Here is a 24,745-nt window from a genome sequence, read left to right on the forward strand (position 1 = left end):
GACCCGGCAACCGGTCTCAAGCGGGAGGCGGCAGCGCCTTGTTGGTGAACATGGCGAGCAGGCCGCCGATGCGGTCGCGCATGTCACGCCGGTCGACGATCATGTCGAGCGCGCCGTGTTCCAGCAGGAATTCGCTGCGCTGAAAGCCCTCGGGCAATGTTTCACGCACCGTCTGCTGAATCACGCGGGCGCCGGCGAAGCCGATCAGCGCCTTCGGCTCGCCGATATTCACGTCGCCGAGCATCGCCAGGCTGGCGGAGACACCACCCGTCGTCGGGTCCGTCATGACGGAAATGTACGGGATGCGCTCACGCGCCATGCGCGCCAGGACGGCGCTGGTCTTGGCCATCTGCAACAGCGACAGGAGAGCTTCCTGCATGCGCGCACCGCCGCTGGCGGTAAAGCAGATCAGCGGCACACGGTGTTCGATGCAGTACTCGGCGGCGCGTGCAAAACGTTCGCCGACCACCGAGCCCATCGAACCACCCATGAACTGGAATTCGAATGCGCACGCCACCACCGGCATGCCAAGCAGCGTGCCAGCCATGACGATCAGGGCGTCCGTCTCCTCGGTGCTCTTCTGCGCCTGCAACAGACGGTCGCGATACTTCTTGCTGTCGCGAAACTTGAGCGGATCTTCCGGCTCGACATTATTGGCAAATTCGGTATACGAATCCGGATCGAGAAAACGTTCGAGGCGTTCCCGCGCACCGATGCGCATGTGATGCGAACACTTCGGGCAAACATGCAGATTGCGCTCGAGTTCCGCCCGATACAGCACGGCGTCGCAGGCCGCACACTTCATCCACAAACCTTCCGGAACCGAACGCGTACGGCGTTCGGTCTTGATCCGCGAAGGCATGATCTTTTCGAACCAGGTCATGGCAGACGTATTCCCATTGTTGTCCGGAATCAAAGCATTGAACGTCCTGTTCGATGCTTTGAGCAGCGAGTGCGGCACGTATCCGTACTCACTGGGCGGGCACGGGCCCGCAAGAGGCGGCATCTATACTTGGTCTCGACGGACCGGGCAAGGGAAGCCCAGGAGTTCGCCGGCGGTGCTCGACAGGTTCAGCGTTCCCTCGTACTGGATCCCCGCCAGGTAGAGGCCGTCCGGCGGCGCCGTAATCCCCCCGACTTTGCGATCGCGTGCTTCCAGCACCTTCCCCACCCACTCGATCGGCTGATCTCCGCGGCCGACCGCAATCAGCGTACCGGCGATGTTGCGCACCATGTGATGCAGGAATGCGTTCGCCGTGACATCGATGCATAGGAGTTCACCCTGTCGCCGGACCTGGATGTCCTGCAGGCGGCGTATCGCCGAGCGCGACTGACACTCGGCGGCGCGGAATGACGAAAAATCATGCTGGCCGATCAACTGCTGCGCGGCGACGTGCATGCGCTCGTGATCGAGCGGTTCGCGAATCCAGGTGACATTGCCGGCGCGCAGCGCCGGGCGCACTTGCCGGTTGAGGATGAAATACCGATAGCTGCGTGACATCGCGCCGAACCGCGCATGGAACGAGTCAGGCACTTCCGCGGCCCATAGCGCGCTGACGTAACGCGGCAGATTGGCATTGGTGCCCAGCACCCAGCTGCGTTGGGAACGCACGGACGGGGAATCGAAATGCACGACCTGAATCGCCGCATGCACACCCGCGTCGGTGCGCCCCGCCGCAACGACGCCTACCGGATGATCGGCAACGAGCGCAATGGCTTTTTCGACGACGGACTGCACGCCGCGCGCATGCGGCTGCGATTGCCAACCGGCAAACGCACTTCCGTCATATTCGAGTCCGAGAGCAATGCGGGGCATAAGCTAGGCCGTAGGCTCTAGGCTCGAGGCAGGAAGCAAAACAGGGCGGAGCTTGCTCTGAATTCTTCCCTGGAGCCTACAGCCAAGGGCCTGCAGCCTTCCCTCTCAGCGGATCGAGTCCAGCAGCCGCTGGGCTTCCTGCTTCTGGTTGGACGTACCTTCCTGCAGCACTTCTTCGAGAATGCTGCGGGCGCCGTCCGGATCGCCCATATCCATATAGGCGCGGGCCAGATCGAGCTTCGTACCCACTTCACTCATCGTGACGGGTTCGAGCTCCGACAATTCCATTTCGGTCGTGAAGACCTGCTTGTTGGTCGGTGCATGATCGTCCGCGCCGAGCGCCTCGCCTACGTCCAGATCGATCTTCTGGAATTCGCTGGTGTGATCGGCAAACACATCGTCGGAGAACCGATCGGAATCGGCGCGCGGCTGACGCAGCGTATCGCCACCGAAGGGCTGATCAATGTTGTCCAGATCCACGTCCAGATCTGCGGCCGACACCCGCATCTCCGCGGTGCTGTCGACATCCATTCGCGGCTGTTCGACGGTATCGCCGCCACCAAGATCGACGTGATCGATGTACACCGTGCCGGTGCTTTCGATGTCGAACTCCTCGACCCGCGGCGCTTCCATCGTGCGATCGAGGCTGCCCAGCGAAGGCGCGAGCTGTGTCAGCTCATCGTCGCGCAGCGCATGGGCATCGATTTCATCGTCGGCCGGAATGTCCTTTTCGAGCGATGCCGTCTGCTCGAGTGCGCCTGTCGTTTCCAGCGAGTCGACGTCGAGGCCGAGGTCATCGAGCGACAATTCGGCCGTCTGTTCGGTGGACGCCCTGGTGAACAGCTGTGAGTCGACCTTTTCGCGAACCGTCTGCGACCCACGATCCCACTGGGATTCCCTGCGGTCGCCGAGCATCGGCGATTCGATCGTCGGCGTCTCCTGGGTGCGCGCGAGCGGATCCATTTCGCGGGTCGGCTCTTCGTCGCTCTCGAACTTCGGCTCATCCAGCAGGAAGTCGAGATCCGAGTTTGCGGAGGACGACGACGCACCCTTGCGCTCGCCGCTGCCGAATTCCATGTCGAGAGCCCCCGCTCCATCAGCGTCGGGCTCGGCAAAAAGATCGAGGTCGACGCGGTTCTCACCGCCTTCGAGATTGACGTCGACCAGGTCGACGCGAGCCGCGCTGCCGTCGGCCTTGAACATCGAATCTTCCGGGGCGATCTGCCGCCCCATGATCGCGACCTTGTCCCACTCACCCGCCGTTTCCTGAGCGCGGGTCATGTGCAATTCGCGCGCGGTGTCGAGGAACAGATCGCGGTTGCCCCAGACGAAGTAGATCTCGAGCAACTTGAGCTTGAGATCGCGACGCTGCGGTTCGCGCTCGATGGCGATCTTCACCAGGTCGGCCGCCTGGTCGTAGAGACCGTAGGCCATGTGGAAGTCGGCTTCCGCCAGCGCGTCCTGCTGATCGAAACGGACCGATGTTTCGCTGCTCAGCGTGTCATCAACGGGCTTGGGCTCGGTGATCGAGATGGCCGGCGCCGCTGGCCGCGTCGACGTGGCTTCTCTGCGAACGGACGTGATGGGCTCCGGCTCGTCATCGAAGTTGCCGAGCGGCTCCTCCGCGGTGTCGCCGTCCATGCTGAACACATCGGCGCGTCCACGGGCGGCCGTCGCAGTTGCTGGAATCGCTTTGTCGAAACGAGGCTCGAACGCGGACGGCGTGAACGAGTCCAGATCCGACGAATCGCTCGATTCACGGCGACGCTTCAGGAAGGCGAAGATCAGACCAATCACCAGGAGCAGGCCCGCAACCACCGGGACCCACCAGAAGTCGCCGATGCGATCGACGAAGGACGGGGCTGGCTCCTGGACCGCTTGCGGCTTCGGACGGACTGGCTTGGATGTCTCGGTCGGTTCGGAGGCAGGAGCCGTCGGCGCTGCATCCGTCGCAGCCGGCACCTCGGCTGGTTGTTCGGCGGACGCTTCGGGCTGGGTTACCGGAGGCGTTTCGCTGACACCCTGCTGAACATTCGACAGATCGGGACTCGCGACCTGAAGGCGCTTGTCCTCTGCAGCCGGCGTCGTACCGGTGCCAGCGCTGGCAGACGGCTGTTGCGTCGGCTGGGCCGGCGCAGGTGTGACCGAGGGTGCAGCAGCAGCCTCTTCAGGGGTAACCAGTCGCAGGCGGGTGGATTGATCTTCGGAGGCGGTCCGGAACGAACTGCTCCACGCTTCCTGCTGCTGGGCCACTTCCGCTGACGCTTCCGCGCGCGACACGGCTTCGATCTCGGCGAGATCCGGCACGCGCAGGACGCTGCCGGCCTTGAGGCGATTGATGTTGCCGGCGAAGGCTTCCGGATTGGCGCGGAAAAGGGCAATCATCGTCTGGTTCTGCGCACCTGGCGACGCGCCTGGATTCATCTCACGTGCGATTCGGGACAGCGTGTCATTGCGCTGAACTTCGTAGGAGCCGCCAACGACCGCCGGTGCAGCGGTGCGCGCCGGGGTTTCGTCCTGTGTGACCGTTTCGGGCGCAGGCACGGGACGGGTCGGCTCCGCAGGCGTCGCCGGACGCTCGATGCGGCCTTCGGTGCGAGCACCAGACTGAGGCGCAGTCACCGGACGATTCGCGTCGGACTGCGATGGTACGAAGACCGGCGGATCGAGCAGCACGGTGTATTCGCGCAACAGGCGCCCGCGGCCCCAATTTGCTTCCACCAGAATCGTCACGAAGGGTTCGGTGATCGAACGGTTCGACGTGACCTTGATCGTCACCTGACCATCGCGCGAGCGGCTGATGGCAAAATCGAAGTTGGAAAGATAAGCAGGCCGATCGATCCCATAGCGCGCGAACAGCTCATTGCTCGCGAGCGTGACCTTGAGTTCGGCGATCTCTTCGCGCGTCGGCGCAATGACTTCGATGTCTGCATCGAAGGGCTGATTGAGCGCAGAGTTGAGTCGGATCTCACCCAGGCCAAGCGCGTACAGCGTTGCGGGGGACAGCATGACGCCCGTCACCAGCAGGCGCGGCAAATATCTTCTCATCAGCTCTCCCGACCGTGTCCTGAGCATCCCTAATTCTTGCCGGTTAGTTATGTAATGGATCGGCGCGACACTTTATTGAGCCAAAAGCTCAAGTGCTTCATGACCTTGCGCGCGCAAATATAGCTTACAGGTAATCTTTTACCAAAATCTCGGCGATCTGGACGCTATTTAAAGCAGCTCCCTTGCGAACGTTATCGGACACAATCCACAAATTCAGACCCCGATCGTGGCTGATGTCCTCCCGGATTCTGCCAACGTAGACTGGGTCCGTTCCGGCACCTTCGGTCACGGGCGTCGGGTACCCGCCCGGCTGGCGTTCGTCCAGCACCACGACTCCAGGCGCACGTTGCAGGATTTCCCTGGCATCGGCTGCAGAGAGCTTGCGGCGGGTTTCGATGTGTACGGCTTCGGAATGACCGAGGTAGACACCGACCCGCACGGCCGTGGCGTTCACGCGAATGGATTTGTCTTCGAGGATCTTCTGGGTCTCCCAGAACATCTTCATCTCTTCCTTGGTGTAGCCGTTGTCCAGGAATACATCGATCTGCGGCACACAGTTGAGGGCGATCTGTTTGGCGATCACCTGTGCCGTGACGGGTTCGCCCCCGACGATGGCCTTGATCTGCGCCGTGAGCTCATCCATCGCCTTCTGACCGCCGCCGGAGACGGACTGATAGGTGGCCACGTTGATGCGCTCGATCTGCGCAGCATCGTGCAGCGGCTTCAACGCCACCAGCATCTGCATGGTCGAACAGTTGGGATTGGCGATGATGTTGTGCTTGCGATAGCCCGCAATGGCGTGCGGATTCACTTCCGACACGACCAGGGGAATGTCGTCCTGGTAACGGAACTGCGAGGTGTTGTCGACGACCACGCAGCCAGCAGCGCCGGCGCGGACGGCATGAACCCTGGAAACGCTCGCCCCTGCGGAGAACAGCCCGACCTGCGCCTTCGAGAAATCGAAGGTATCGACGTCCAGCACGGGGATATCCACGCCGCGGAATCGAATCGTCTTGCCGACCGAACGTGCGCTGGCCAGCGGATAGAGATTCCCGACCGGAAAGTTGCGCTGCTCCAGGATCGCCAGAATGGTCTGGCCCACCAGACCGGTGGCTCCCAGGACCGCGACATTCCAACTTCTGCTCATGGCGACTCGGTGCTTCTGAACGATTGAGAGGGTGTTCGATCGAGCGTCGTGCCTCGCAAACCGAGCACGGCGCAAACGGTGGCCAACACTACAATAAAGGCTGCAGTGACATAAGATGCTCGCGCTGAAAACGTTGCCCAGATCACACCCGCGAGCAGACTGCCGGCCAAACCCCCGCCTCCGTACGCCACACTGCTGAACAACGACTGCCCGGTACTCTGCAATGACGCAGGAAACTCCCGATGCGCCGTCAGCACGATGGCGAAATGCAGGACGGCGAAACTCAGGCAATGGAGCAGCTGTGACGCCGCCAGCAGCATCGGATAGGACACCAGCCAGGCCACCATCATCCATCGCAACGCCGTACCGGCGGCCGCGGCGATGAACAGGGTGCGAATGGAGAATCGCTCCAGCAGGGATTGTCCCATGGCGAATACGCCGACTTCCGCCAGGACGCCGAGAGCCCACAGCAACCCGATCGTCGACTTGCTGTAGTGGTTCATCTCCAGCCAGATTGAGAAGAAAGCGTAGTAGGCGCCGCTGCTCATGATCACCAGCGTGGCCACGGCCAGCGCCGCAACGACGGCACGTGAACGCACCACCAGGCCGAATTCCCGCATCGACACGGGCTTGGTCGCTACGGCCATCTGCGAGAGCGTCAACGTCATGAGGAAGGCGCCAATCATCGGCGGCAATGCCAGCCATGGCACCCATCCGTAGCCCTCGCGTTCGAGGATGAATCCGCCGAGCGCAGTGATGACGATAAAACCGATGGAGCCCCACAGTCGCAGACGACCGTAGCGATGCGATTCCGCGCCGAGATGATTCAGCGCATGCGCATCGTAGAGCGGGACGATCGTGTTCCAGAAGGCGCCGAACAGCAGGCTGAGCAGGCAGAACGACAGCAGCCCGGACTGCAGCGGAAACAGCGCAAAACAACCCACCGCCATCGCCCCGGAGATCTGCAGTACGCGGGTCGGTCGCCGCGTGACATCGGCGATCCAGCCCAGCGCCAGAGGCACGACGACACGAGCCCCGGACACCAGCGCGATCAGCAACCCGATCTCGACGGGGCCGAATCCGCGCAGTGCCAGGTAAGGACTCCAGAACGGCGCAAATATCCCGACCGCACCGAAGTACATGAAGTACCCGGCGGCGAGACGCTGCGAACTGGAACTCACTCGTGTGCGGGGATGATCGGCGTACCCGGCACGACGTCGGCGTTCTGTGCGCGATGCCTCAGGTAGTGATCCATGAGCACCAGCGCCAGCATGGACTCGGCAATCGGCGTTGCGCGCAGCCCGACGCAGGGATCATGGCGACCCGTCGTGACCACGTCGGTCACCTTGCCCTGCAGGTCGATCGTCTCACCGGGAATGATGATGCTCGACGTCGGCTTGAGCGCGATGCTGACGACGATGTCCTGGCCGGACGAGATGCCGCCGAGCACACCACCTGAGTTATTGGAACGGAATCCCTGCGGCGTGAGTTCGTCGCGATGTTGCGATCCGCGTTGTGCGACCGATGCAAAGCCCGCGCCGATCTCTACTCCCTTGACTGCGTTGATGCTCATCATCGCGTGGGCGATGTCGGCATCGAGCCGATCGAAGACCGGTTCGCCCAGGCCCACCGGCACACCGGTTGCAATCACATTGACGCGCGCGCCGACCGAATCGCCGTCGCGGCGCAGATTGATCATGTAGTTCTCCAACTCCTCGTTGCGCGACGGATCGGGAGAGAAGAAGGGATTGTCGTACGCCGCCTCGATGTTCTTCGGTTCGAGCGTGAGCGGCCCGAGTTGGGCGAGATAGCCGCGGATCGTCAGCGACAGCCGTTCCTTGAGGTATTTGCGCGCAATGGCACCGGCCGCGACACGCATGACCGTCTCACGCGCGGACGAGCGTCCACCGCCACGGTAGTCACGGAAACCGTATTTCTGCTGGTAGGTGTAGTCGGCGTGTCCCGGACGGAAACGATCCTTGATCTTCTCGTAGTCCCGCGAGCGCTGGTCTTCGTTGTGAACCAGCAGGCCGATCGGCGTGCCCGTGGTGCGGCCCTCGAAAACACCCGAGAGGATCTGTACCTGATCCGGCTCCTGACGCTGACTGGTGTGGCGCGACGTTCCCGTCCGGCGCAACTCGAGCCACGGCTGAATGTCGGACTCCGCGAGTGCCAGTCCCGGCGGACAGCCATCGACGATGCAGCCCAGCGCCGGGCCGTGGCTTTCGCCGAACGTCGTGACAGTGAACAGTTTGCCTAGTGTGTTGCCGGACATGATGGGATCGATCTCAATTCGCCGACGTGCATTCTAACGACTAACCGCCACCGGCCAGCGATTTCAGTTGCGCCGCCGTGAGCAGGAAGACACCGCCGCCCCCATGCTCGAACTCCAGCCATGTGAAGGGCACGCGCGGAAATGCATCGACGAGCGCGTCCTCGGAATTGCCGACCTCGGTGATCAGGATGCCGTGCGGCTCGAGGTGATCGCAGGCCTGCGCAAGAATGCGCCGCACGATGTCCAGACCATCATCGCCCCCATACAGCCCAAGACGCGGCTCGCGCTGATATTCCTCCGGCAACCCGGCCAGTTCGTCGCTGCCGACGTAAGGCGGATTCGCCACGATCACGTCGTAACGGCGGTCGCCAATACCATCGAAGACATCCGAGCGCACCGCCCGCACCCGATCGGCCACCTGATGCTTGTTGATGTTGATCCGGGTGACGGCGAGTGCGTCGTCGGAAATATCTGCGGCATCGACACTCGCCTGCGGCAAGGCCAGCGCCGCTGCGATGGCGATGCATCCTGATCCGGTGCCTATATCCAGAACCGAGCGGATGTTGTCGGTGTCGATCCACGGCTCGAACCCAGCCTCGATGAGTTCCGCGATGGGTGAGCGCGGCACGAGCACACGTTCATCGACGTAAAACTCATGACCGGCGAACCACATCCGATGCGTGAGGTACGCAACGGGGACGCGTTCGCGGATGCGGCGCTCGAACAATTGCAGAACCTCCTCGCGCTGACGCGGGCCGAGTTCGCGCGTATACACCTGCGGCGCATCCTCATGTCGCAGACCGGCGCCGAAGAACACCAGTTCGGCAGCTTCATCGACGGCATTGTCGGTGCCATGACCGAACCACACCTTCGCCGCGGAAAACAGGCTGGCGCCGTGACGGATCAGGTCTTCGACGGTACGTAGTGGCGGCAGGCTGGACATGGGGTGGCAGATTCCGGGCAGAGATCAGGTCGTTACCGTGCAATAATTCGCGGCCTTGAAACTCGACGAAATCGTCTCGTCTTTCCAGCCATGTCCCGTAAACAGTCCATCGCCGTCGCCGCGGTCGTCGCCATTGTAGCCATTGCAAGCGGCATGCTGCTGGCGCGCTCGATTCTCAACCCTCGTGGCCCGGTCCAGCTTGGGCTGGCCCAGGCGACCCTGCTCGAACCGGCGCGTCCGCTGCCGGCTTTCAGTCTCGTCGATCAGGACAACGCGACTTTCGATGACGCCCGGCTGAAGAATCGCTGGAGCCTGCTGTTCTTCGGCTTTACGCACTGCCCCGACGTGTGCCCGACGACCCTGGGTGTACTGGCCCAGAGCGAAAAATCACTGGCCGATCTGCCGGAAGCCGAGCGCCCCCAGATCGTCCTGGTCTCGGTCGATCCCAAGCGCGACACGCCGGCCCAACTTGCGTCCTACGTGAAATTCTTCAGTCCCTCGTTTACCGGCGTGACCGGTTCGCAGGAAGACATCGATGCGTTTACGCGCGCACTGGGCGTACCAGTGGCCATCAGCCCGCTGCCGAACGGCGACTACACCGTCGATCATTCCGCAGCGATTTTCCTGGTGAACCCGCAAGGACAATTGCGGGCATTGATCTCCGGCCCGCACACGGCCACCGTCCTCGCGGACGATTACCGCCGCATCGTCGAGGCCGGCTGAGTCCATGACCGAACGCATTCCCGATTCCGACAACGTGACGCTCGGCGACCGGCTCTTTGCCGGATTGCAGTACGTCTTGCCGAAGCACCTGCTGTCACGACTCATCTACAGTGTGATGCGCACCGAATCGCCGGCGCTGCGCCGGCTCATCATCGCCAACTTTCTGCGCGGCTATGACGTCAACATGACGGAAGCCGTCCAGTCGGATCCATTCGCCTATCGCAGTTTCAATGATTTCTTCACGCGTGCCCTGCGCCCCGATGCACGGCCGATCGCTGCCGGCGACGATGTCGTGGTGAGTCCGGTGGATGGCACCCTGAGTCAATGCGGAGCGATCCGTGATGGTCAGCTGCTGCAGGCCAAGGGCCACGATTACTCGCTGCTGGAATTGCTAGCCAATGACACCGCAGCAGCCGCGACCTATCGCAACGGCAGCTTCGCGTGCATCTATCTCGCACCGTACAACTATCACCGCATCCACATGCCGGTGGCGGGCACCGCGCGCAGTACGGTGTATGTGCCGGGCGATCTGTTCAGCGTAAACACAGCGACAGCGCGTACCGTGCCGCGCCTCTTTGCCCGCAACGAACGTGTCATCTGTGATTTCGACACGGCGTTCGGCCGTGCCGCCATGATCCTGGTGGGAGCGCTGTTCGTCGGCAGCATGGCAACAGTGCATTGCGGCGAGATCAATCCACCGCCGCGTCGGCGCAAAGCGCCGGTCACGATCGACAAGGGCATCGGACACCCGTTTGCCAAGGGCGAAGAACTCGGCCGCTTCAACATGGGCTCGACGGTGGTGATGCTCTTCCAGCAGGATCGGATTCGCTGGGAGCCAGCACTCGCGCCCCAACGCAAAGTCGTTCTCGGCGCGACCATCGCTCAAGCCATCGCCCGGTCATGACCGCCTGGAAGCCGACTGCGCCGATCGCAACACTCGAGATGCGGGCCAGCATGCTGCGCGCCGCACGCGAGTACTTCACCGCAACCCGCGCCCTGGAAGTCGAAACACCGACGCTGAGCGCCGCGGCCGTGACGGACGTGCATCTCGCCAGCGTTGCGGCCACGGCCATCGGTCAGCAGCGATTCCTGCACACCTCGCCCGAATACGCGATGAAGCGTCTGCTGGCCGCCGGATGCGGCGACATCTGGCAGATCGGTCGCGTGTATCGCGATGGCGAAGCGGGCCGCTGGCACAACCCTGAGTTCACGTTGATCGAGTGGTATCGACTCGGCATCGATCATCACGCGCTGATGTCGGACGTCGAACGGCTGATCGGCGCCGTCATGCCTGCGTCGCGTCATGTCGATCGCTCCGAACGGCTGACCTATCGCGAGGCAGTGCAGCTGCACAGTGGCGTCGATGCCTTCAACGATCCCGTTGCGGTCTTGGTGGCAAGACTCGAGAGCGCGGGCATCGAGGTGCCGGCGTCCATTCGCGCCGATCGCGATGGCTGCCTGGATCTGATCATCAGCACGCTCGTCGGTCCGCAACTCGGCCATGACCGACTCACGTTCATCTATGACTACCCGGCGTCGCAGGCGGCACTGGCGCAGACGCGCGGGCCCGTGGCGTCGCGCTTCGAGGCCTATCTCGATGGTGTCGAGCTCGCCAACGGTTTTCACGAACTGGGCAATGCCGCGGAGCAGCGCGCACGCTTCGAGCAGGACCTCGCAGGTCGCAGGCAGCGAGGCCTGCCGGCAATGCCGATCGACGAGAACTTCCTGGCCGCACTGGAGTACGGGCTGCCGGACTGTTCAGGTGTCGCGCTGGGCTTCGACCGGCTGGTCATGTGCGCGGTGGGTGCCAAGCACATCGATGAAGTGATCGCATTCCCTTTCGAGAGGGCCTGACCATGCACGAGTCGAGCATCGCGGCCGACCTGCCCAAGCCGAAGCTTTATGCCGAACTGGCGCGCGAACTGCAGTCATTGATTGCCGGCGAGCCCGACGACATCGCGAATTTCGCGAATGCCTCTGCCCTGCTCTTCAACTCGCTGCCTGATCTGAACTGGGCGGGTTTCTACCTGCTCAAGCGCGGCGAACTCGTGGTCGGACCGTTCCAGGGCAAACCCGCCTGTGTGCGCATTGCGATGGGCAAGGGTGTGTGCGGAACGTCTGCCGCGCGACGCGCGACGATACTCGTGACCAACGTGCACGACTTTCCCGGCCACATTGCCTGCGATTCAGCGTCGAACTCGGAAATCGTGGTGCCGATGATTGCCGGCGATGAGCTGCTCGGCGTACTGGACCTGGACAGTCCGACGCTGGCGCGCTTCGATGAGGAGGATCAGGCGGGCCTCGAAGAATTCGTGGCCACGCTGCTGCGGCAGATTCGTCCTGCCTGAACACTCCCCCGCTCGCGGGGGAGGTCCGAAGAAAATTATGAGCTTTTCGCGCGGGCGATGTACTCGCCGGTACGCGTATCGACACGGATCGTCTCGCCTTCGCTGATGAACAGCGGCACGCGCACGATCGCACCGGTCTCGAGTTCCGCAGGCTTGCCGCCGCCAGTGGCGGTATCGCCGCGCACGCCGGGATCGGACTTCACGATCTTGAGCTCCACGTGAGCAGGCGCGGTGACGTTGAGCGGCACGCCGTTCCACAGCATCACGACGCATTCCATGCCGTCCTTCAGCCACTTCATCGTGTCGCCGACGGCGTCCTTACCCGCCGTGTACTGCTCGAACGTGTCCGGCACCATGAAATGCCAGAACTCACCATCGGCGTACAGGTACTGCATGTCCGTCTCGACGACGTCAGCCGCTTCCACGGTGTCGCCCGACTTGAACGTGCGTTCGATGACGCGACCGGTCTTCAGGTTGCGCACACGTACGCGGTTGAACGCCTGACCCTTGCCGGGTTTGACCATCTCGTTCTCGACGATCGAATACGGATCGTTCTCGAGGATGATCTTGACGCCTGACTTGAACTCGTTGGTGGAAACACTGCCCATGGAGATACGCCGCCTAGGTCGTTTGCTGAATTCATTAAGCGCTGCCCGGGAGGCCGGACATCCGCAGTGTGACTGCGAAAATCCGATCTGCGAGAATCCGGCCCGCTTTACGGGGCTCTGTCGTCCCCGAACTAGGGGGCCTGCATTCAAGGGCCCGGGAAAAGGGCGCCGATGATAGCCGCAAGCACAAGTACAGGCCAGCACGACCGCGATTTGCCGCGTCAGCGCTGGCAACAGGCTATGGCCGATGCCGTCGCCTCCCCTGCCGAGCTGTGCGCGCTTCTTGGCCTCGACCCCTCCATCGCGGCGCCCGGCAGCGCCAACTTCCCGCTGCGAGTGCCACGCGGCTTCGTGGCCCGCATGCGTCATGGCGATCCGCGCGATCCGCTGCTCCTGCAGGTCCTGCCGACGCATGCCGAATCCATCCAGGCCCCCGGCTTTCTCTCCGATCCGGTCGGTGACCAGGCCAGCCGCGCTGGCGCCGGCGTCCTGCACAAGTACGCAGGCCGGGCGTTGCTGATCGCAACCGGCGCCTGTGCGATTCACTGTCGCTACTGCTTTCGTCGCCACTTCCCCTACGCGGAGGATTCGGCGCTGGCCGATGGCTGGCGCGGCGCCATCGACTATCTGCAATCGGACCCCACGATCAGCGAGGTGATCCTGAGCGGCGGCGACCCGCTCAGCCTGAGCGATCGGCGACTGGCGCAGCTGACCGATGCACTGCTGCGCGTGCCGCACATTCGCCGCCTGCGCATCCACACGCGTCAGCCGATCGTGTTGCCCGAGCGCGTCGATGCGGGTTTGCTGAAATGGCTATCAGATCTGCCCCTACAGAAGGTCATGGTCGTGCATGCCAATCATGCCAACGAGATCGATCAGGAGGTCGCGAGCGCGTGTCGGGAACTCGCTGCCCGCAACGTCACTTTGCTCAATCAATCCGTCCTGCTTGCCGGCGTCAACGACTCGGTGACAGCACTGGCGCAGTTGAGCGAAGCACTGATGGCGATCAACGTTCTGCCCTATTACCTGCATGTCCTGGATCGCGTGCAGGGTGCAGCGCATTTCGAGGTGGATGAAGCGACCGCGTTACAACTGCATGCGGGACTGCTGGAACGCCTTCCCGGCTACCTGGTGCCCCGCCTGGTACGGGAAGTGCCGGGCGCGCCATCCAAGACGCCCGTCACGCTCGGCAGCGGAGGTTGCTGACAGAATCTGACTCCGGTGTGATTAGGTCATTCGCCCGGGCTGGCATTGACCGACCGCAATTCGTGAAGGAGTTCCGCTTGGCCGAGCAAGCCCCCATTCCTCTGATCGTCCTGACGCGACACCAGGACAATGTGGAGGCTATCAACAGCACGTTGCGCAATGCCGGACTGGCGGCTCGCTGCAACTGGATCCGCGAACTCAACGACCTGGGCGATGCGCTCGCCCAGATCAATCCGCACATGCTCATCGCCTTCGTCGGCCCGGATGCGTCCGACACCTCGAAAGTGATGGCCGTCGCCGCGCAGTTCGGCAATGGCACCCCCGTCGTGATCGCCCGCGATCAGGCCGATGAAGACATCATCGCAGCTGCCATGCAGCAAGGCGCTCGCGATGTCGTCACACTGCGTAACGCCGTGCGCTTGCAGTCCGTAGTTTCGCGCGAACTCACAGCCCACCAGCAGACGCGCTCGCTGAACAACACCCTGCACTCCGCCCGCGAGTATCGCGCGCAGCTCAAAACGTTCATGGCGGGCTCGGCCGACGCGATCGCCTACGTGCAGGAAGGCATTCTGGTCGACGCCAATCCGGCGTGGATCGAACTCTACGGATACCCCGACGCCGAGGCGCTCCTCGGCACACCGCTCATGGACGTGTTCGATCCTTCCGCCCATGCGGCGCTGAAAGGCGCGCTCGTCGCCTGCATGCAGGGCAAGTGGTCCGATCATTCGCTGCGGGCGGCCGCGCTGCTCAGCGACGGCAGCTCCGTGCCGCTCGACATCGAACTCAGCGTCGCCGAGTTCGACGGCGACCCGGCAGTGCGCCTGTGCGTACCCTCGCAGAAGAAAGACGCCGGCAATCTCGACGAACGGCTCACGGATGCACTCGAACGCGACGCAGCCACGGATACCCTGCAGCGCAAGTTCTTCGTGAAGTGGCTGCAGGAGTCGCTGAGCCAGCCGATCCGGGCCGGCGTGCGCCACGTGGTTTCCATCCAGCCTGACCGGCTCGGCATTCTGGCGGACGATATCGGCCCTCTCGGCTTCGAGGATTTCATCGGTCAGGTCGCCGGGGTCATCAACGAGGTCCGTCAGCCCAACGACCTGATTGGCCGCTTCGGCGACGGCAACTTCATGCTGCTGATGGAACGCGGCACGACACGGGACATCGAGACCTGGGGCCGGCAGCTGACCCAGAAGATCGGCTCGCAGGTTCTGCGGGTCGGCGCCAAGCAGATCTCCTGCACCTGCACCATCGGGATCGGGATGGTCGATCCGCGCACTCCGGACGCTGCGGCGTCGATCAACGACGCCATCGGGGCGCGTCTCAACGGCCACGAAGCCGGCGGCAATCGTGTTCACCTGGTCGATCACCTCGAAGAAGACACCCGCCAGCAGGCGTCGGATGAGATCTGGGTGAAGCGAATCAAGACCGCGTTGATGGAAAACCGCTTCCGGCTCATGCAGCAACCGGTCGCCAGCCTGCTCGGCGGCGAACGCGGCATGTACGACGTGCTGGTCCGCATGGTCGACGAGCAGGGAGAGGAAGTGTTGCCAGGCGAATTCATGGCGGCCGCCGAACGCAACGATCTGATGAAGAACATCGACCGCTGGATCATCGGCGCCGCCATGTCGGTCTGCTCGAGCCGCAAGATCGACAAACTCTTCGTGCGTCTGTCGAAGGATTCGATGCGCGACAAGTCGCTGCTGCAGTGGCTGGCAAATCAGCTGAAGGCGACGCGCATCGATGCGGCGCATATCGTCTTCCAGATCAGCGAGCAGAACGCGACCGAATACCTCGCCGACACCGCCGAACTGGCGGCCGGCCTGCGCAAAGCCGGATTCCAGTTCGCCATCGAACATTTCGGTACCGGCCGTGATCCGCAGCGCCTGATTGCCAACCTGCCGCTGAACTACGTCAAGATCGACGGCACGCTGATGCAGGGCCTCTCCGTCGACCAGGGCCTGCAGCAGAAAGTGCGCGAGTTCGTCGACCAGGCCCGCGCCCGCAACATCAGGACCATCGCCGAGCGCGTCGAAGACGCCAATACCATGGCCGTGCTATGGCAGCTCGGCATCGAATTCATCCAGGGCTACTTCGTGAATGAACCCGAGCAGGTGGTGATGGGATAGGCCAGCTGGCCAATGGCTAACTGGCCGACCGGCTAACCGGCTCACTGGCCAGACGACGAGCCCCTCCTCCACTCTGGCCTGTTAGCCAGTTAGCCGATTGGCCAGGTAGCCAACTTCAGCCTTCGACCTCGAGCCGCTCCACCTTGCGCCAGCCCCGCGGCAGTACCGCGCCGCGCTGCGCACGTTCGCCGCGGTATTCCTTCAGCTCCGAATACTTGAGCGTCATCTTGCGATCGCCGGAGCGCACGATGAGGCTCTGGCTCGGCGCGACGACTGCTATGCCGGCGAGGAATTCTTCGCGGCTTTCGACCTTCTTCGATGACAGACCGAAGATCTTGTTGCCCTTGCCGCGCGGCAATTCAGGCAACTCTCCCACCGGGAAGGCGAGCAGCTTGCCTTCGTTGCTCACGGCGCAGATCAGTGCGCCATCGACCGCAGGCACGGCGGACGGCATCAGCACATTGGAACCGTCAGGCACCTTGAGCACGGCCTTGCCGGCCTTGTTGCGGGAATACAGTTCCTCGAGCTTCACCACGAAACCGTAACCGGCGTCGGACGCGAGCACCCAGCGATCCGCTGGCTCGCCCATCATCACGCCCGCGAAGCTCGCGCCTTCCGGCGGATCGATGCGACCTGTCAGCGGTTCACCCTGTCCGCGCGCCGACGGCAGTGTGTGAGCCAGCAGGCTGTAGGCACGTCCGGTGCTGTCGAGGAATATTGCTTGTTGCGTACTGCGCCCGCGGGCGGCGGACTGGAACGAATCGCCCGTCTTGTACGAGAGCGTCGCCGGATCGAGTTCGTGGCCTTTCGCCGCGCGTACCCAGCCACGCTCGGACAGTACGACCGTTACGGGCTCCACTGTCACCAGTTCGGTTTGATCGATGGCCTGCGCCGCAGCGCGCTCGACGATGCGGCTGCGACGGTTGTCACCGAAGGTTTCGGCGTCGGCGACCAGCTCATCACGCACCAGCTTGTTGAGGCGCGCCTTGCTCTTCAGGTTTTTCTCCAGCTCGTCGCGCTCGTCGGCCAGCTCCTTCTGCTCGCCGCGAATCTTCATCTCTTCGAGCTTGGCCAGATGACGCAGCTTCGTTTCCAGAATTGCCTCGGCCTGGATCTCCGTCAGCGTGAAGCGCTTCATCAGCACCGGCTTGGGCTCTTCCTCGCGGCGGATGATGCGGATCACCTCATCGAGGTTCAGATAGGCAATGAGCAAACCATCGAGGATATGCAGTCGCGCCAGCACCTTGTCGAGCCGCCACTGCAGGCGCTTCGTCACGGTGTCGAGGCGGAACGTCAGCCATTCCTGCAACAGCGACCGGAGGTCCATCACCCGCGGCCGACCGTCGAGGCCGATGATGTTCAGGTTGACGCGATACGTACGCTCGAGGTCCGTCGTAGCAAAAAGATGCGCCATCAACTGCTCGACATCGATGCGATTGGAACGCGGCACGATGACGATGCGGGTCGGATGCTCGTGATCGGATTCGTCACGCACGTCCTCGACCATCGGCAGCTTCTTCGCCTGCATCTGTGCGGCGATCTGTTCCTGGATGCGGCTGCCGGAGACCTGGTACGGCAGCTGCGTCAGGACGATCTCAGCGTCTTCCATTTCATAGACGGCGCGCGCGCGAATCGAGCCGGAGCCCGTCTTGTAGATCTGGCGGATCTCATCCTTCGACGAAATGATCTCGGCGCCAGTGGGGTAATCCGGTCCCTTGATGCTCTTGCAGAGCTCACCGAGCGTGGTCTCCGGATCGTCGATCAGCTTGAGACAGGCTGCGACGACCTCGCGCAGATTGTGCGGCGGGACGTCGGTCGCCATGCCGACCGCGATACCGGTCGCGCCATTCAACAGCACGTTGGGAACCCGCGCCGGCAACAGGATGGGCTCTTCCATCGTGCCGTCGAAATTCAGCTGCCAGTCGACCGTGCCCTGCCCCAGCTCCGACAGCAGCAATGCCGCGTATTTAGTCAGTCGCGATTCGGTGTAACGCATCGCAGCGAACGACTTCGGATCGTCCGGCGAGCCGAAGTTGCCCTGCCCGTCCACCAGCGGATAGCGGTACGAGAACGATTGCGCCATCAGCACCATCGCTTCGTACGCGGCCGAATCGCCGTGCGGGTGGAACTTGCCGATGACGTCGCCGATCGTGCGCGCCGACTTCTTGTGCTTCGACGCCGCGGACAAACCGAGTTCGCTCATCGCATAGACGATGCGGCGCTGCACCGGTTTCAGCCCGTCGCCGATATGGGGCAACGCGCGATCCAGGATGACATACATCGAATAGTCGAGATACGCCTTCTCGGTGAACACACGCAGCGGCTGGCGTTCGACGCCTTCGAAGTTGAGTGGCGGTTGGCTAGGCATGAAAAGCTTTGGTGACGAAAGTGACAGAAGTGACGAAAGTGACGAAGGTCAGAGCCAGAGAAAACCGTGACGCCTGACCTTCGTGACTTGCGCCACTCTCGTCACTGACGTCACTTTTCCCTCAGATCTGAGCCAGGTTGCCCTTGGTCTCCAGCCATTCGCGCCGGTCACCGGCGCGCTTCTTGGCCAGGAGCATGTCGAGCATCTGGTCGGCTTCGTCCTTGGCTTCGACGGTGAGCTGCACGAGGCGGCGCGACTCCGGCGCCATCGTCGTCTCACGCAACTGCAGCGCATTCATCTCGCCCAGACCCTTGAAGCGCGTGACGACCGGCTTGGCGCGAGGATGCTCGGCCGCGATGCGATCCAGCAGTCCCACCCTTTCGGCGTCATCGAGGGCGTAATACACCTGTTTGCCCACGTCGACGCGGTACAGCGGTGGCATGGCGACATAGACGTGGCCCGCAAGTACCAGCGGACGGAAGTGCCGCAGGAACAGCGCACACAGCAGCGTGGCGATGTGAGCGCCGTCCGAGTCGGCGTCCGCCAGGATGCACACCTTGTGATAACGCAGGCCGCCGAGCTTGTCGGAACCGGGATCGACGCCGATCGCGATGGCGATGTGATGCACTTCCTGCGATTGCAGCACCTGGGATGCGTCGACTTCCCAGGTATTGAGGATCTTGCCGCGCAGCGGCATGACTGCCTGGAATTCGCGATCGCGCGCCTGCTTCGCTGAGCCGCCGGCGGAATCACCTTCCACCAGAAACAGTTCCGAGCGCGACGGCTCCTGCGACGAGCAATCCGCGAGCTTACCCGGCAGCGCCGGACCGCTGGCAATGCGCTTGCGCGTGACCGTCTTTGCCGCCTTGAGGCGAGCCTGTGCGCCGGCAATCGCCAGCTGCGCAATTCTTTCGCCCGACTCCGGATGCTGGTTTAACCACAGGCCAAACTGATCCTTTACGACGCCAGAGACGAACGCCGCCGATTCGCGCGATGACAGCTTTTCTTTGGTCTGGCCGGCGAACTGCGCTTCCTTCATCTTGGTCGAGAGCACGTAACTCACGCCGTCCCAGATGTCTTCGGGCGCGAGCTTCAATCCCTTGGGCAGCAGATTGCGGAATTCGCAGAATTCCCGGATCGCCTCGGTGAGCCCGAGTCGCAGACCGTTGACGTGCGTCCCGCCTTGCACGGTCGGGATCAGGTTGACGTAGCTCTCCTCGACGCGCGTACCGTCGTCGATGCGCCATGCGACGGCCCACTCGGCCGCCTCCTGCGCACCCTTGACGCTGCCGCAGAACATCTCCGGAGGCAGCCATTCGCCCGGGCCCAGTGCTTCGAGCAGGTATTCGTTGACGCCGCCGGTATAGAGCCATTCATCGGTCTCGCCGGTCTGCTCATTGGTCAGCGTGACCTTGAGACCCGGGCAGAGCACGGCCTTGGCCTTCAACGTGTGCTTGAGCTTCGGGATCGAGAACGTCGGTGTCTCGAAGAATTGCGGATCGGGCCAGAAACGGACCGTCGTGCCGGTGTTGTTCTTGCCGACATCGCCCACGACCTGCAGCTTCGAGCTCACATGGCCGCTTTTGAAGCCGATGTTGTATTCCTTGCCGCCGCGCTTGACCCAGCACTCCAGGTTCTTCGACAGCGCATTGACGACGGAGACGCCGACGCCATGCAGACCACCGGCGAACTCGTAGTTCTTGTCCGAGAATTTTCCGCCCGCATGCAGGCGCGTCAGGATCAGTTCGACGCCGCTCAGTTTTTCCTTCGGGTGGATATCCACGGGCATGCCGCGTCCATCGTCCGAGACCTGCAGCGAGCCGTCCTTGAACACCGTGACGTCGATGCGCCTGGCGTGACCGGATTGCGCTTCGTCGACCGAGTTGTCGACGACTTCATGGGCAAGGTGATTGGGCCGACTGGTATCCGTGTACATGCCGGGGCGCCGGCGTACCGGGTCGAGTCCGGTAAGTACTTCGATGTCGGAAGCGGTATAGGACTGAGCCATCTAGTTCGCTGAATATCCGTGCGGGTGAAAAGCGCGCGAATCTTAGCATCGCCCCCGCGCCTGTGTGCCAGCGACGCCAGCCGCCGACGGATCAGACCAGATCGCCCCGCAGGGAATCCCGGATGGGCTTTGGCAGCGGACGCACTTCGTGCTGATAGTTTTCGTGGTTGACACCGACGCTGATATCGGCGCCCGCCTTGACGGCGGTGATCATGGCGGGCGTCAACTGGAAGCGCAGGAAATGCACCGCGGAAGTTTTTTCGTCGTTCTCGCGCTCCAGATCCTCATCGGCGATGGCATGCACCGGATCGAATCCCGCGACCTGCACCCAGCAGCGATCCTCGACGCCTTTCAGCCGCGTCAGCCGGATGCGCCGTTCTTCGACATCGGGAAATTCGAGCAGGAACGTCACCTTCCAGTTGGTGCCGTCGGGAATCAGCGGATTGTAGGAATCGAGTTCCTCCTGGATGCCAGCGGCCTCGAAGATCCGCTCCACCCGCAGCATTTCCTGGATCTGGTACTGGATGGTCAGCCGATCCTCGAAGCACCAGCTCGTATTCGGCCCCACGGTCAGGACGCGCTGGCGCTTGTGCTCCAGCACCCTGGCGCGGAATTGCTTGCGGGCCGTCGAGTACTGCTCGAGGCTCATGAGGTCGGCGCGGGAAAGTTTGCTCATGGCATCAGCGAAGAAGAATCGAAAGATTTCCACGGGGCAACACGGGACAGGAATACATTTCTGGAGCTCTGTCACCGCGTGTCACCCCGTGGAGATTCCTTATCTCCCAGATGGGCTTCCGCCTGCGCGGGAGTGACGGATTGATCAGAGGTTCCTCAGATTCCATAGGCCATGCGCAGCAGCTTGAGAGGATGCTCGGGCGGTCCGCCCTGCTCGAGTCCTGATTCGATCTGATGCCCGGCCATGGGACAGTCGCTGCTGTAGTGGTCCGCCTTCGCATCCGCGACTTTACGCATCACGGGCCGTCCAATCTTCATCGAGACGTCACGGTACTCCCGCTTCACCGCGTAAGTGCCGTTGTGTCCGGAACACCGCTCGATGGCATCGACCTGGGTATCCGGCACGAGCATCAGCACATCGCGGGTGCGCAGGCCCAGATTCTGTACACGCAGGTGGCAGGCAACGTGGTAGCTCACCTTGCCAAGGCGGCCCGCAAAATCGGTGCGCAGCAGACCCGCTTTGTACCGGGCCCAGAGATACTCGAATGGATCGAACATCGCATCGCGCACCCTGGCGACGGCGGCATCGTCCGGAAACATCAACGGCAGTTCCTGCTTGAACATCAACGTGCAGGAAGGAATCGGCGTCACGATGTCCCAGCCTGCGTCGACCTTCGCCGCCAGCGCGGGGATGTTGTCTTCCTTGAGCTTTTCGATCGCCCGCAGATCTCCCAGCTCCAGCTTGGGCATGCCACAGCACCGCTCCTGCTGCAGCAGCGTCACCTCGATGCCGTTGTGCTCGAAGATGGCGACCAGATCCTCGTTCAGACCCGGCTCGTTGCGATTGCCGTAGCACGTCATGAACAGCACGACGCGCCCACGGGTATCCCCGGCAGGTTGCGCTGCGAACGTCGGATGCGAACCGGCGGCGTGCCGCTTGCGATAGGTGCGACTGTGATAGTCGGGAATCGGCGCCCGCGGATGTACCCCGAGCGTCTTGTCCAGCAGCTTGCGACCGACCCCGGTTTTGGCAACCGCATTGACGACCTCAGCCACGACCGGGATTCCAGCCAGCGATCCCACCAGATCGGTCGAGCTCAGTATCTTGTCGCGGGTGCGAACCGGCTGGTTCTCGAACTTGTAAGCCTTGGCCCGCAACATCAGGTGCGGAAAATCGACATTCCAGGGATGCGGCGGCACGTACGGACACTTGCTCATGTAGCACATGTCGCAGAGATAGCAGTGATCGACGACATCCCAATACACCTTGCGGTCGACGCCATCGAGTTCGCCGGTGCTCGATTCATCGATGGCATCGAAAAGGGTCGGGAATGCATTGCAGAGGCTGAAGCAGCGCCGGCAGCCGTGACAGATATCGAAGATCCGTTCCAACTCCTTGAACAGTGACGTCTCGTTCAGAAATTCGGGATCTTTCCAGGCAATGGGATGGCGCGTCGGCGCTTCGAGGCTGCCCTCGCGGGCGGGGGGCGATGATTCTTGTGACACGGATCAGGGCCGACTGGCTAACTGGCCAACCGGCAAAGGGGCCAGAATCAGAGGCAACATCCACCTCTGCTGGCCAGTGGGCCAGTCAGCCCGTCGGCCGGTATGCCAGGTCACAACGTATCGAGCGCTTTCTGGAAGCGATTCGCGTGCGAGCGCTCCGCCTTCGCCAGCGTTTCGAACCAGTCGGCGATTTCCTCGAAGCCTTCGTCGCGGGCCGACCGGGCCATACCGGGGTACATGTCGGTGTACTCGTGCGTTTCGCCCGCAATGGCGGCCTTCAGGTTCAGCGACGTACCGCCGATCGGCAGGCCGGTCGCCGGATCACCCACCACTTCCAGGTATTCCAGGTGGCCGTGCGCGTGGCCGGTCTCGCCTTCCGCCGTCGAGCGAAAGACCGCTGCGACATCGTTGAAGCCTTCGATGTCTGCCTTGGCTGCGAAATACAGATAACGACGATTCGCCTGCGACTCGCCCGCGAATGCGTCCTTGAGGTTCTGCTCGGTCTTGCTGCCTTTGAGATTACTCATTGCATCGGATCCTCGCTGGTGGGATTAGACAGAGTCTAATGACGGCAAAATCTAGTCCCGCGGTCCAGGCAAGTCAACGTTCGTGCCTGACGGAAAGTCCTCACCTGCCCGCCGCGGATTGCGCTGCAATTGACCCTCGGAAACCGCACGGGCAAGCTTGCCGCCGCCCGCCGCCTGCCCCTCCCTCGAACTATTCGTCGAATTTCCACGTGAGCAAGAAACCAACTACCTCCGAACCTGCGCCCGCGCCCGACTTCGAAGCCTCACTCGCCGAACTCGAAGCCATCGTCGAAAAACTGGAACAGGGCGAGCTGTCGCTGGAGGAGTCGCTGAAGCAGTTCGAGCGCGGCGTGCAGCTCACGCGCCTCTGCCAGGGTGCGCTGACGCAGGCGGAACAGAAGGTCGAAGTCCTGTTGCGCAAGACAGGCAATGCCGCCGGCGACGAATTCGAAGCCGCGCCGTTCGATACGGACATCGACGACAACTGATCCCGCCGTCGTGACCATTCCCAAAGACCCCGGCTTCACCCAGCGGCTCGAAGGCTGGCAGGTCCGAATCGAAGCTGAACTCGCCGCGCGACTGCCGGCAGCCGATACGCATCCGACCCGTCTGCACGAGGCGCTGCGCTACAGCGTGCTGAACGGCGGCAAACGCATCCGTCCCGCGCTCGTCTACGCCACCGCGCAGGCGCTGGGGCTGACGGAATCGCACGTGGACGGCGCGGCCTGTGCGATCGAGTTCATCCACGCCTATTCGCTGGTGCACGACGATCTGCCGGCGATGGATAACGATGACCTGCGGCGCGGACGGCCCACCTGCCACAAGGCTTTCGACGAAGCCACCGCCATCCTGGTCGGTGACTCGCTGCAAGTGCTCGCCTTCCAGGTGCTGGCGAGCGGACATGGCCTGCCCGGGGATCCGGCGATCCGGCTCAAGCTCGTCGACGTCCTCGCCGAATGCAGCGGCACCGCCGGCATGGCGGGCGGACAGGCCATCGATCTGGCTGCGCAAGGTCAGTCCCTCACGGCCGCCGCAGTGGAAGAAATGCATGCCCGTAAGACCGGAGCATTGATCCGCGCAAGCGTGCTCATGCCGGCGTACTGCGTCCCCAATCTGTCGAGTGACATCGAGCAGGCGCTGGATCGGTACTCACGCGACATCGGTCTTGCCTTCCAGATCCAGGACGATCTGCTCGACGTGGAAGGCGACAGCAAATTGCTGGGCAAGGCGACCGGCGCCGATCAGGCGAATCACAAGCCCACGTATCCCTCGGCCATCGGTGTCGAACCCGCGCGACAGCGCATGCATGAACTCCATGCCACTGCCCTCGAGGCCCTGGACGTCCTGGGACCCGCGGCGGCATCCCTGGCGTCACTGTCGGACTGGCTGGTCCTGAGACGGCACTGAAGGCGATTGCG

Annotated in this window: 21 protein-coding genes; 8 read left to right on the plus strand and 13 right to left on the minus strand. The window is 62.8% G+C overall.

The window, feature by feature from the left end:
- Positions 1–16: 16 nt before the first annotated feature.
- The 7 genes from accD to prmB form a co-directional block, all read right to left on the minus strand.
- Positions 17–883: an acetyl-CoA carboxylase, carboxyltransferase subunit beta gene (gene accD / locus VIZ63_RS15755; RefSeq protein WP_331610623.1), complete on the minus strand. Its 867-nt coding sequence runs from the start codon at positions 881–883 to the stop codon at positions 17–19.
- A 123-nt stretch (positions 884–1,006) separates the two neighbouring features.
- Complete coding sequence (gene truA, locus VIZ63_RS15760) at positions 1,007–1,816, minus strand: tRNA pseudouridine(38-40) synthase TruA (RefSeq protein WP_331610624.1); 810 nt, start codon at positions 1,814–1,816, stop codon at positions 1,007–1,009.
- 105 nt (positions 1,817–1,921) lie between these two features.
- Positions 1,922–4,864, minus strand: a complete 2,943-nt coding sequence (locus tag VIZ63_RS15765) for a FimV/HubP family polar landmark protein (protein WP_331610625.1) — start codon at positions 4,862–4,864, stop codon at positions 1,922–1,924.
- 124 nt (positions 4,865–4,988) lie between these two features.
- Positions 4,989–6,011, minus strand: a complete 1,023-nt coding sequence (locus tag VIZ63_RS15770) for an aspartate-semialdehyde dehydrogenase (RefSeq protein ID WP_331610626.1) — start codon at positions 6,009–6,011, stop codon at positions 4,989–4,991.
- Positions 6,008–7,192: an MFS transporter gene (locus VIZ63_RS15775; RefSeq protein WP_331610627.1), complete on the minus strand. Its 1,185-nt coding sequence runs from the start codon at positions 7,190–7,192 to the stop codon at positions 6,008–6,010. The genes VIZ63_RS15770 and VIZ63_RS15775 overlap by 4 nt, the downstream gene beginning before the upstream one ends.
- Positions 7,189–8,286 (minus strand): chorismate synthase, encoded by a 1,098-nt coding sequence (gene aroC / locus VIZ63_RS15780; RefSeq protein ID WP_331610628.1) that lies wholly within the window; start codon positions 8,284–8,286, stop codon positions 7,189–7,191. Before aroC ends, VIZ63_RS15775 begins: the two co-directional genes overlap by 4 nt.
- 40 nt (positions 8,287–8,326) lie before the next feature.
- Positions 8,327–9,229 (minus strand): 50S ribosomal protein L3 N(5)-glutamine methyltransferase, encoded by a 903-nt coding sequence (gene prmB, locus VIZ63_RS15785; protein ID WP_331610629.1) that lies wholly within the window; start codon positions 9,227–9,229, stop codon positions 8,327–8,329.
- 90 nt (positions 9,230–9,319) lie between these two features.
- Here prmB and VIZ63_RS15790 point away from each other — a divergent pair, with 90 nt between their 5' ends.
- From VIZ63_RS15790 to VIZ63_RS15805, 4 genes are read left to right on the plus strand one after another with little or no spacing between them, the layout of a single operon-like run.
- Positions 9,320–9,952, plus strand: a complete 633-nt coding sequence (locus VIZ63_RS15790; RefSeq protein ID WP_331610630.1) for an SCO family protein — start codon at positions 9,320–9,322, stop codon at positions 9,950–9,952.
- Positions 9,953–9,956: 4 nt separating this feature from the next.
- Complete coding sequence (gene asd, locus VIZ63_RS15795; protein WP_331610631.1) at positions 9,957–10,856, plus strand: archaetidylserine decarboxylase; 900 nt, start codon at positions 9,957–9,959, stop codon at positions 10,854–10,856.
- The gene (epmA, locus tag VIZ63_RS15800; RefSeq protein ID WP_331610632.1) at positions 10,853–11,806 is read left to right on the plus strand and encodes an EF-P lysine aminoacylase EpmA; all 954 of its coding nucleotides are present in this window, start codon (positions 10,853–10,855) and stop codon (positions 11,804–11,806) included. Before asd ends, epmA begins: the two co-directional genes overlap by 4 nt.
- 2 nt (positions 11,807–11,808) lie before the next feature.
- Complete coding sequence (locus VIZ63_RS15805) at positions 11,809–12,300, plus strand: GAF domain-containing protein (RefSeq protein WP_331610633.1); 492 nt, start codon at positions 11,809–11,811, stop codon at positions 12,298–12,300.
- A gap of 35 nt (positions 12,301–12,335) precedes the next feature.
- Here VIZ63_RS15805 and efp read toward each other — a convergent pair whose 3' ends face one another.
- Positions 12,336–12,908 (minus strand): elongation factor P, encoded by a 573-nt coding sequence (gene efp / locus VIZ63_RS15810; RefSeq protein WP_331610634.1) that lies wholly within the window; start codon positions 12,906–12,908, stop codon positions 12,336–12,338.
- Between the two features lie 171 nt (positions 12,909–13,079).
- On the opposite strand from efp, the gene epmB reads away from it, so the two are divergent.
- Both epmB and VIZ63_RS15820 read left to right on the plus strand, forming a co-directional pair.
- Complete coding sequence (epmB, locus tag VIZ63_RS15815; protein ID WP_331610636.1) at positions 13,080–14,114, plus strand: EF-P beta-lysylation protein EpmB; 1,035 nt, start codon at positions 13,080–13,082, stop codon at positions 14,112–14,114.
- Positions 14,115–14,191: 77 nt separating this feature from the next.
- Positions 14,192–16,243: an EAL domain-containing protein gene (locus tag VIZ63_RS15820; protein ID WP_331610637.1), complete on the plus strand. Its 2,052-nt coding sequence runs from the start codon at positions 14,192–14,194 to the stop codon at positions 16,241–16,243.
- Between the two features lie 115 nt (positions 16,244–16,358).
- Here the strand turns inward: VIZ63_RS15820 and parC are convergent, their stop codons facing one another.
- The 5 genes from parC to VIZ63_RS15845 all read right to left on the minus strand — a co-directional run bounded on the left by parC (position 16,359) and on the right by VIZ63_RS15845 (position 23,327).
- Positions 16,359–18,611, minus strand: coding sequence for a DNA topoisomerase IV subunit A (gene parC / locus VIZ63_RS15825; protein WP_331610638.1), 2,253 nt, complete (start codon positions 18,609–18,611; stop codon positions 16,359–16,361).
- Positions 18,612–18,732: 121 nt separating this feature from the next.
- The gene (parE, locus tag VIZ63_RS15830) at positions 18,733–20,619 is read right to left on the minus strand and encodes a DNA topoisomerase IV subunit B (RefSeq protein ID WP_331610639.1); all 1,887 of its coding nucleotides are present in this window, start codon (positions 20,617–20,619) and stop codon (positions 18,733–18,735) included.
- A gap of 91 nt (positions 20,620–20,710) precedes the next feature.
- Complete coding sequence (locus VIZ63_RS15835; protein ID WP_331610640.1) at positions 20,711–21,295, minus strand: DUF3501 family protein; 585 nt, start codon at positions 21,293–21,295, stop codon at positions 20,711–20,713.
- Between the two features lie 155 nt (positions 21,296–21,450).
- On the minus strand, positions 21,451–22,800 hold the full coding sequence (locus tag VIZ63_RS15840; RefSeq protein WP_331610641.1) for a (Fe-S)-binding protein: 1,350 nt from the start codon (positions 22,798–22,800) through the stop codon (positions 21,451–21,453).
- Positions 22,801–22,910: 110 nt separating this feature from the next.
- Positions 22,911–23,327, minus strand: a complete 417-nt coding sequence (locus tag VIZ63_RS15845; protein ID WP_331610642.1) for a rubrerythrin family protein — start codon at positions 23,325–23,327, stop codon at positions 22,911–22,913.
- A 209-nt stretch (positions 23,328–23,536) separates the two neighbouring features.
- Between VIZ63_RS15845 and VIZ63_RS15850 the strand changes: the two genes are divergently transcribed.
- A complete protein-coding gene (locus tag VIZ63_RS15850) occupies positions 23,537–23,815 on the plus strand; it encodes an exodeoxyribonuclease VII small subunit (RefSeq protein WP_331610643.1) in 279 nt (92 codons plus the stop codon).
- Between the two features lie 10 nt (positions 23,816–23,825).
- Complete coding sequence (locus VIZ63_RS15855) at positions 23,826–24,734, plus strand: farnesyl diphosphate synthase (RefSeq protein ID WP_331610644.1); 909 nt, start codon at positions 23,826–23,828, stop codon at positions 24,732–24,734.
- Positions 24,735–24,745: the final 11 nt, after the last annotated feature.

It is taken from the genome of Povalibacter sp. (assembly GCF_036520495.1).
In the GTDB taxonomy this organism is placed as follows: domain Bacteria; phylum Pseudomonadota; class Gammaproteobacteria; order Steroidobacterales; family Steroidobacteraceae; genus Steroidobacter.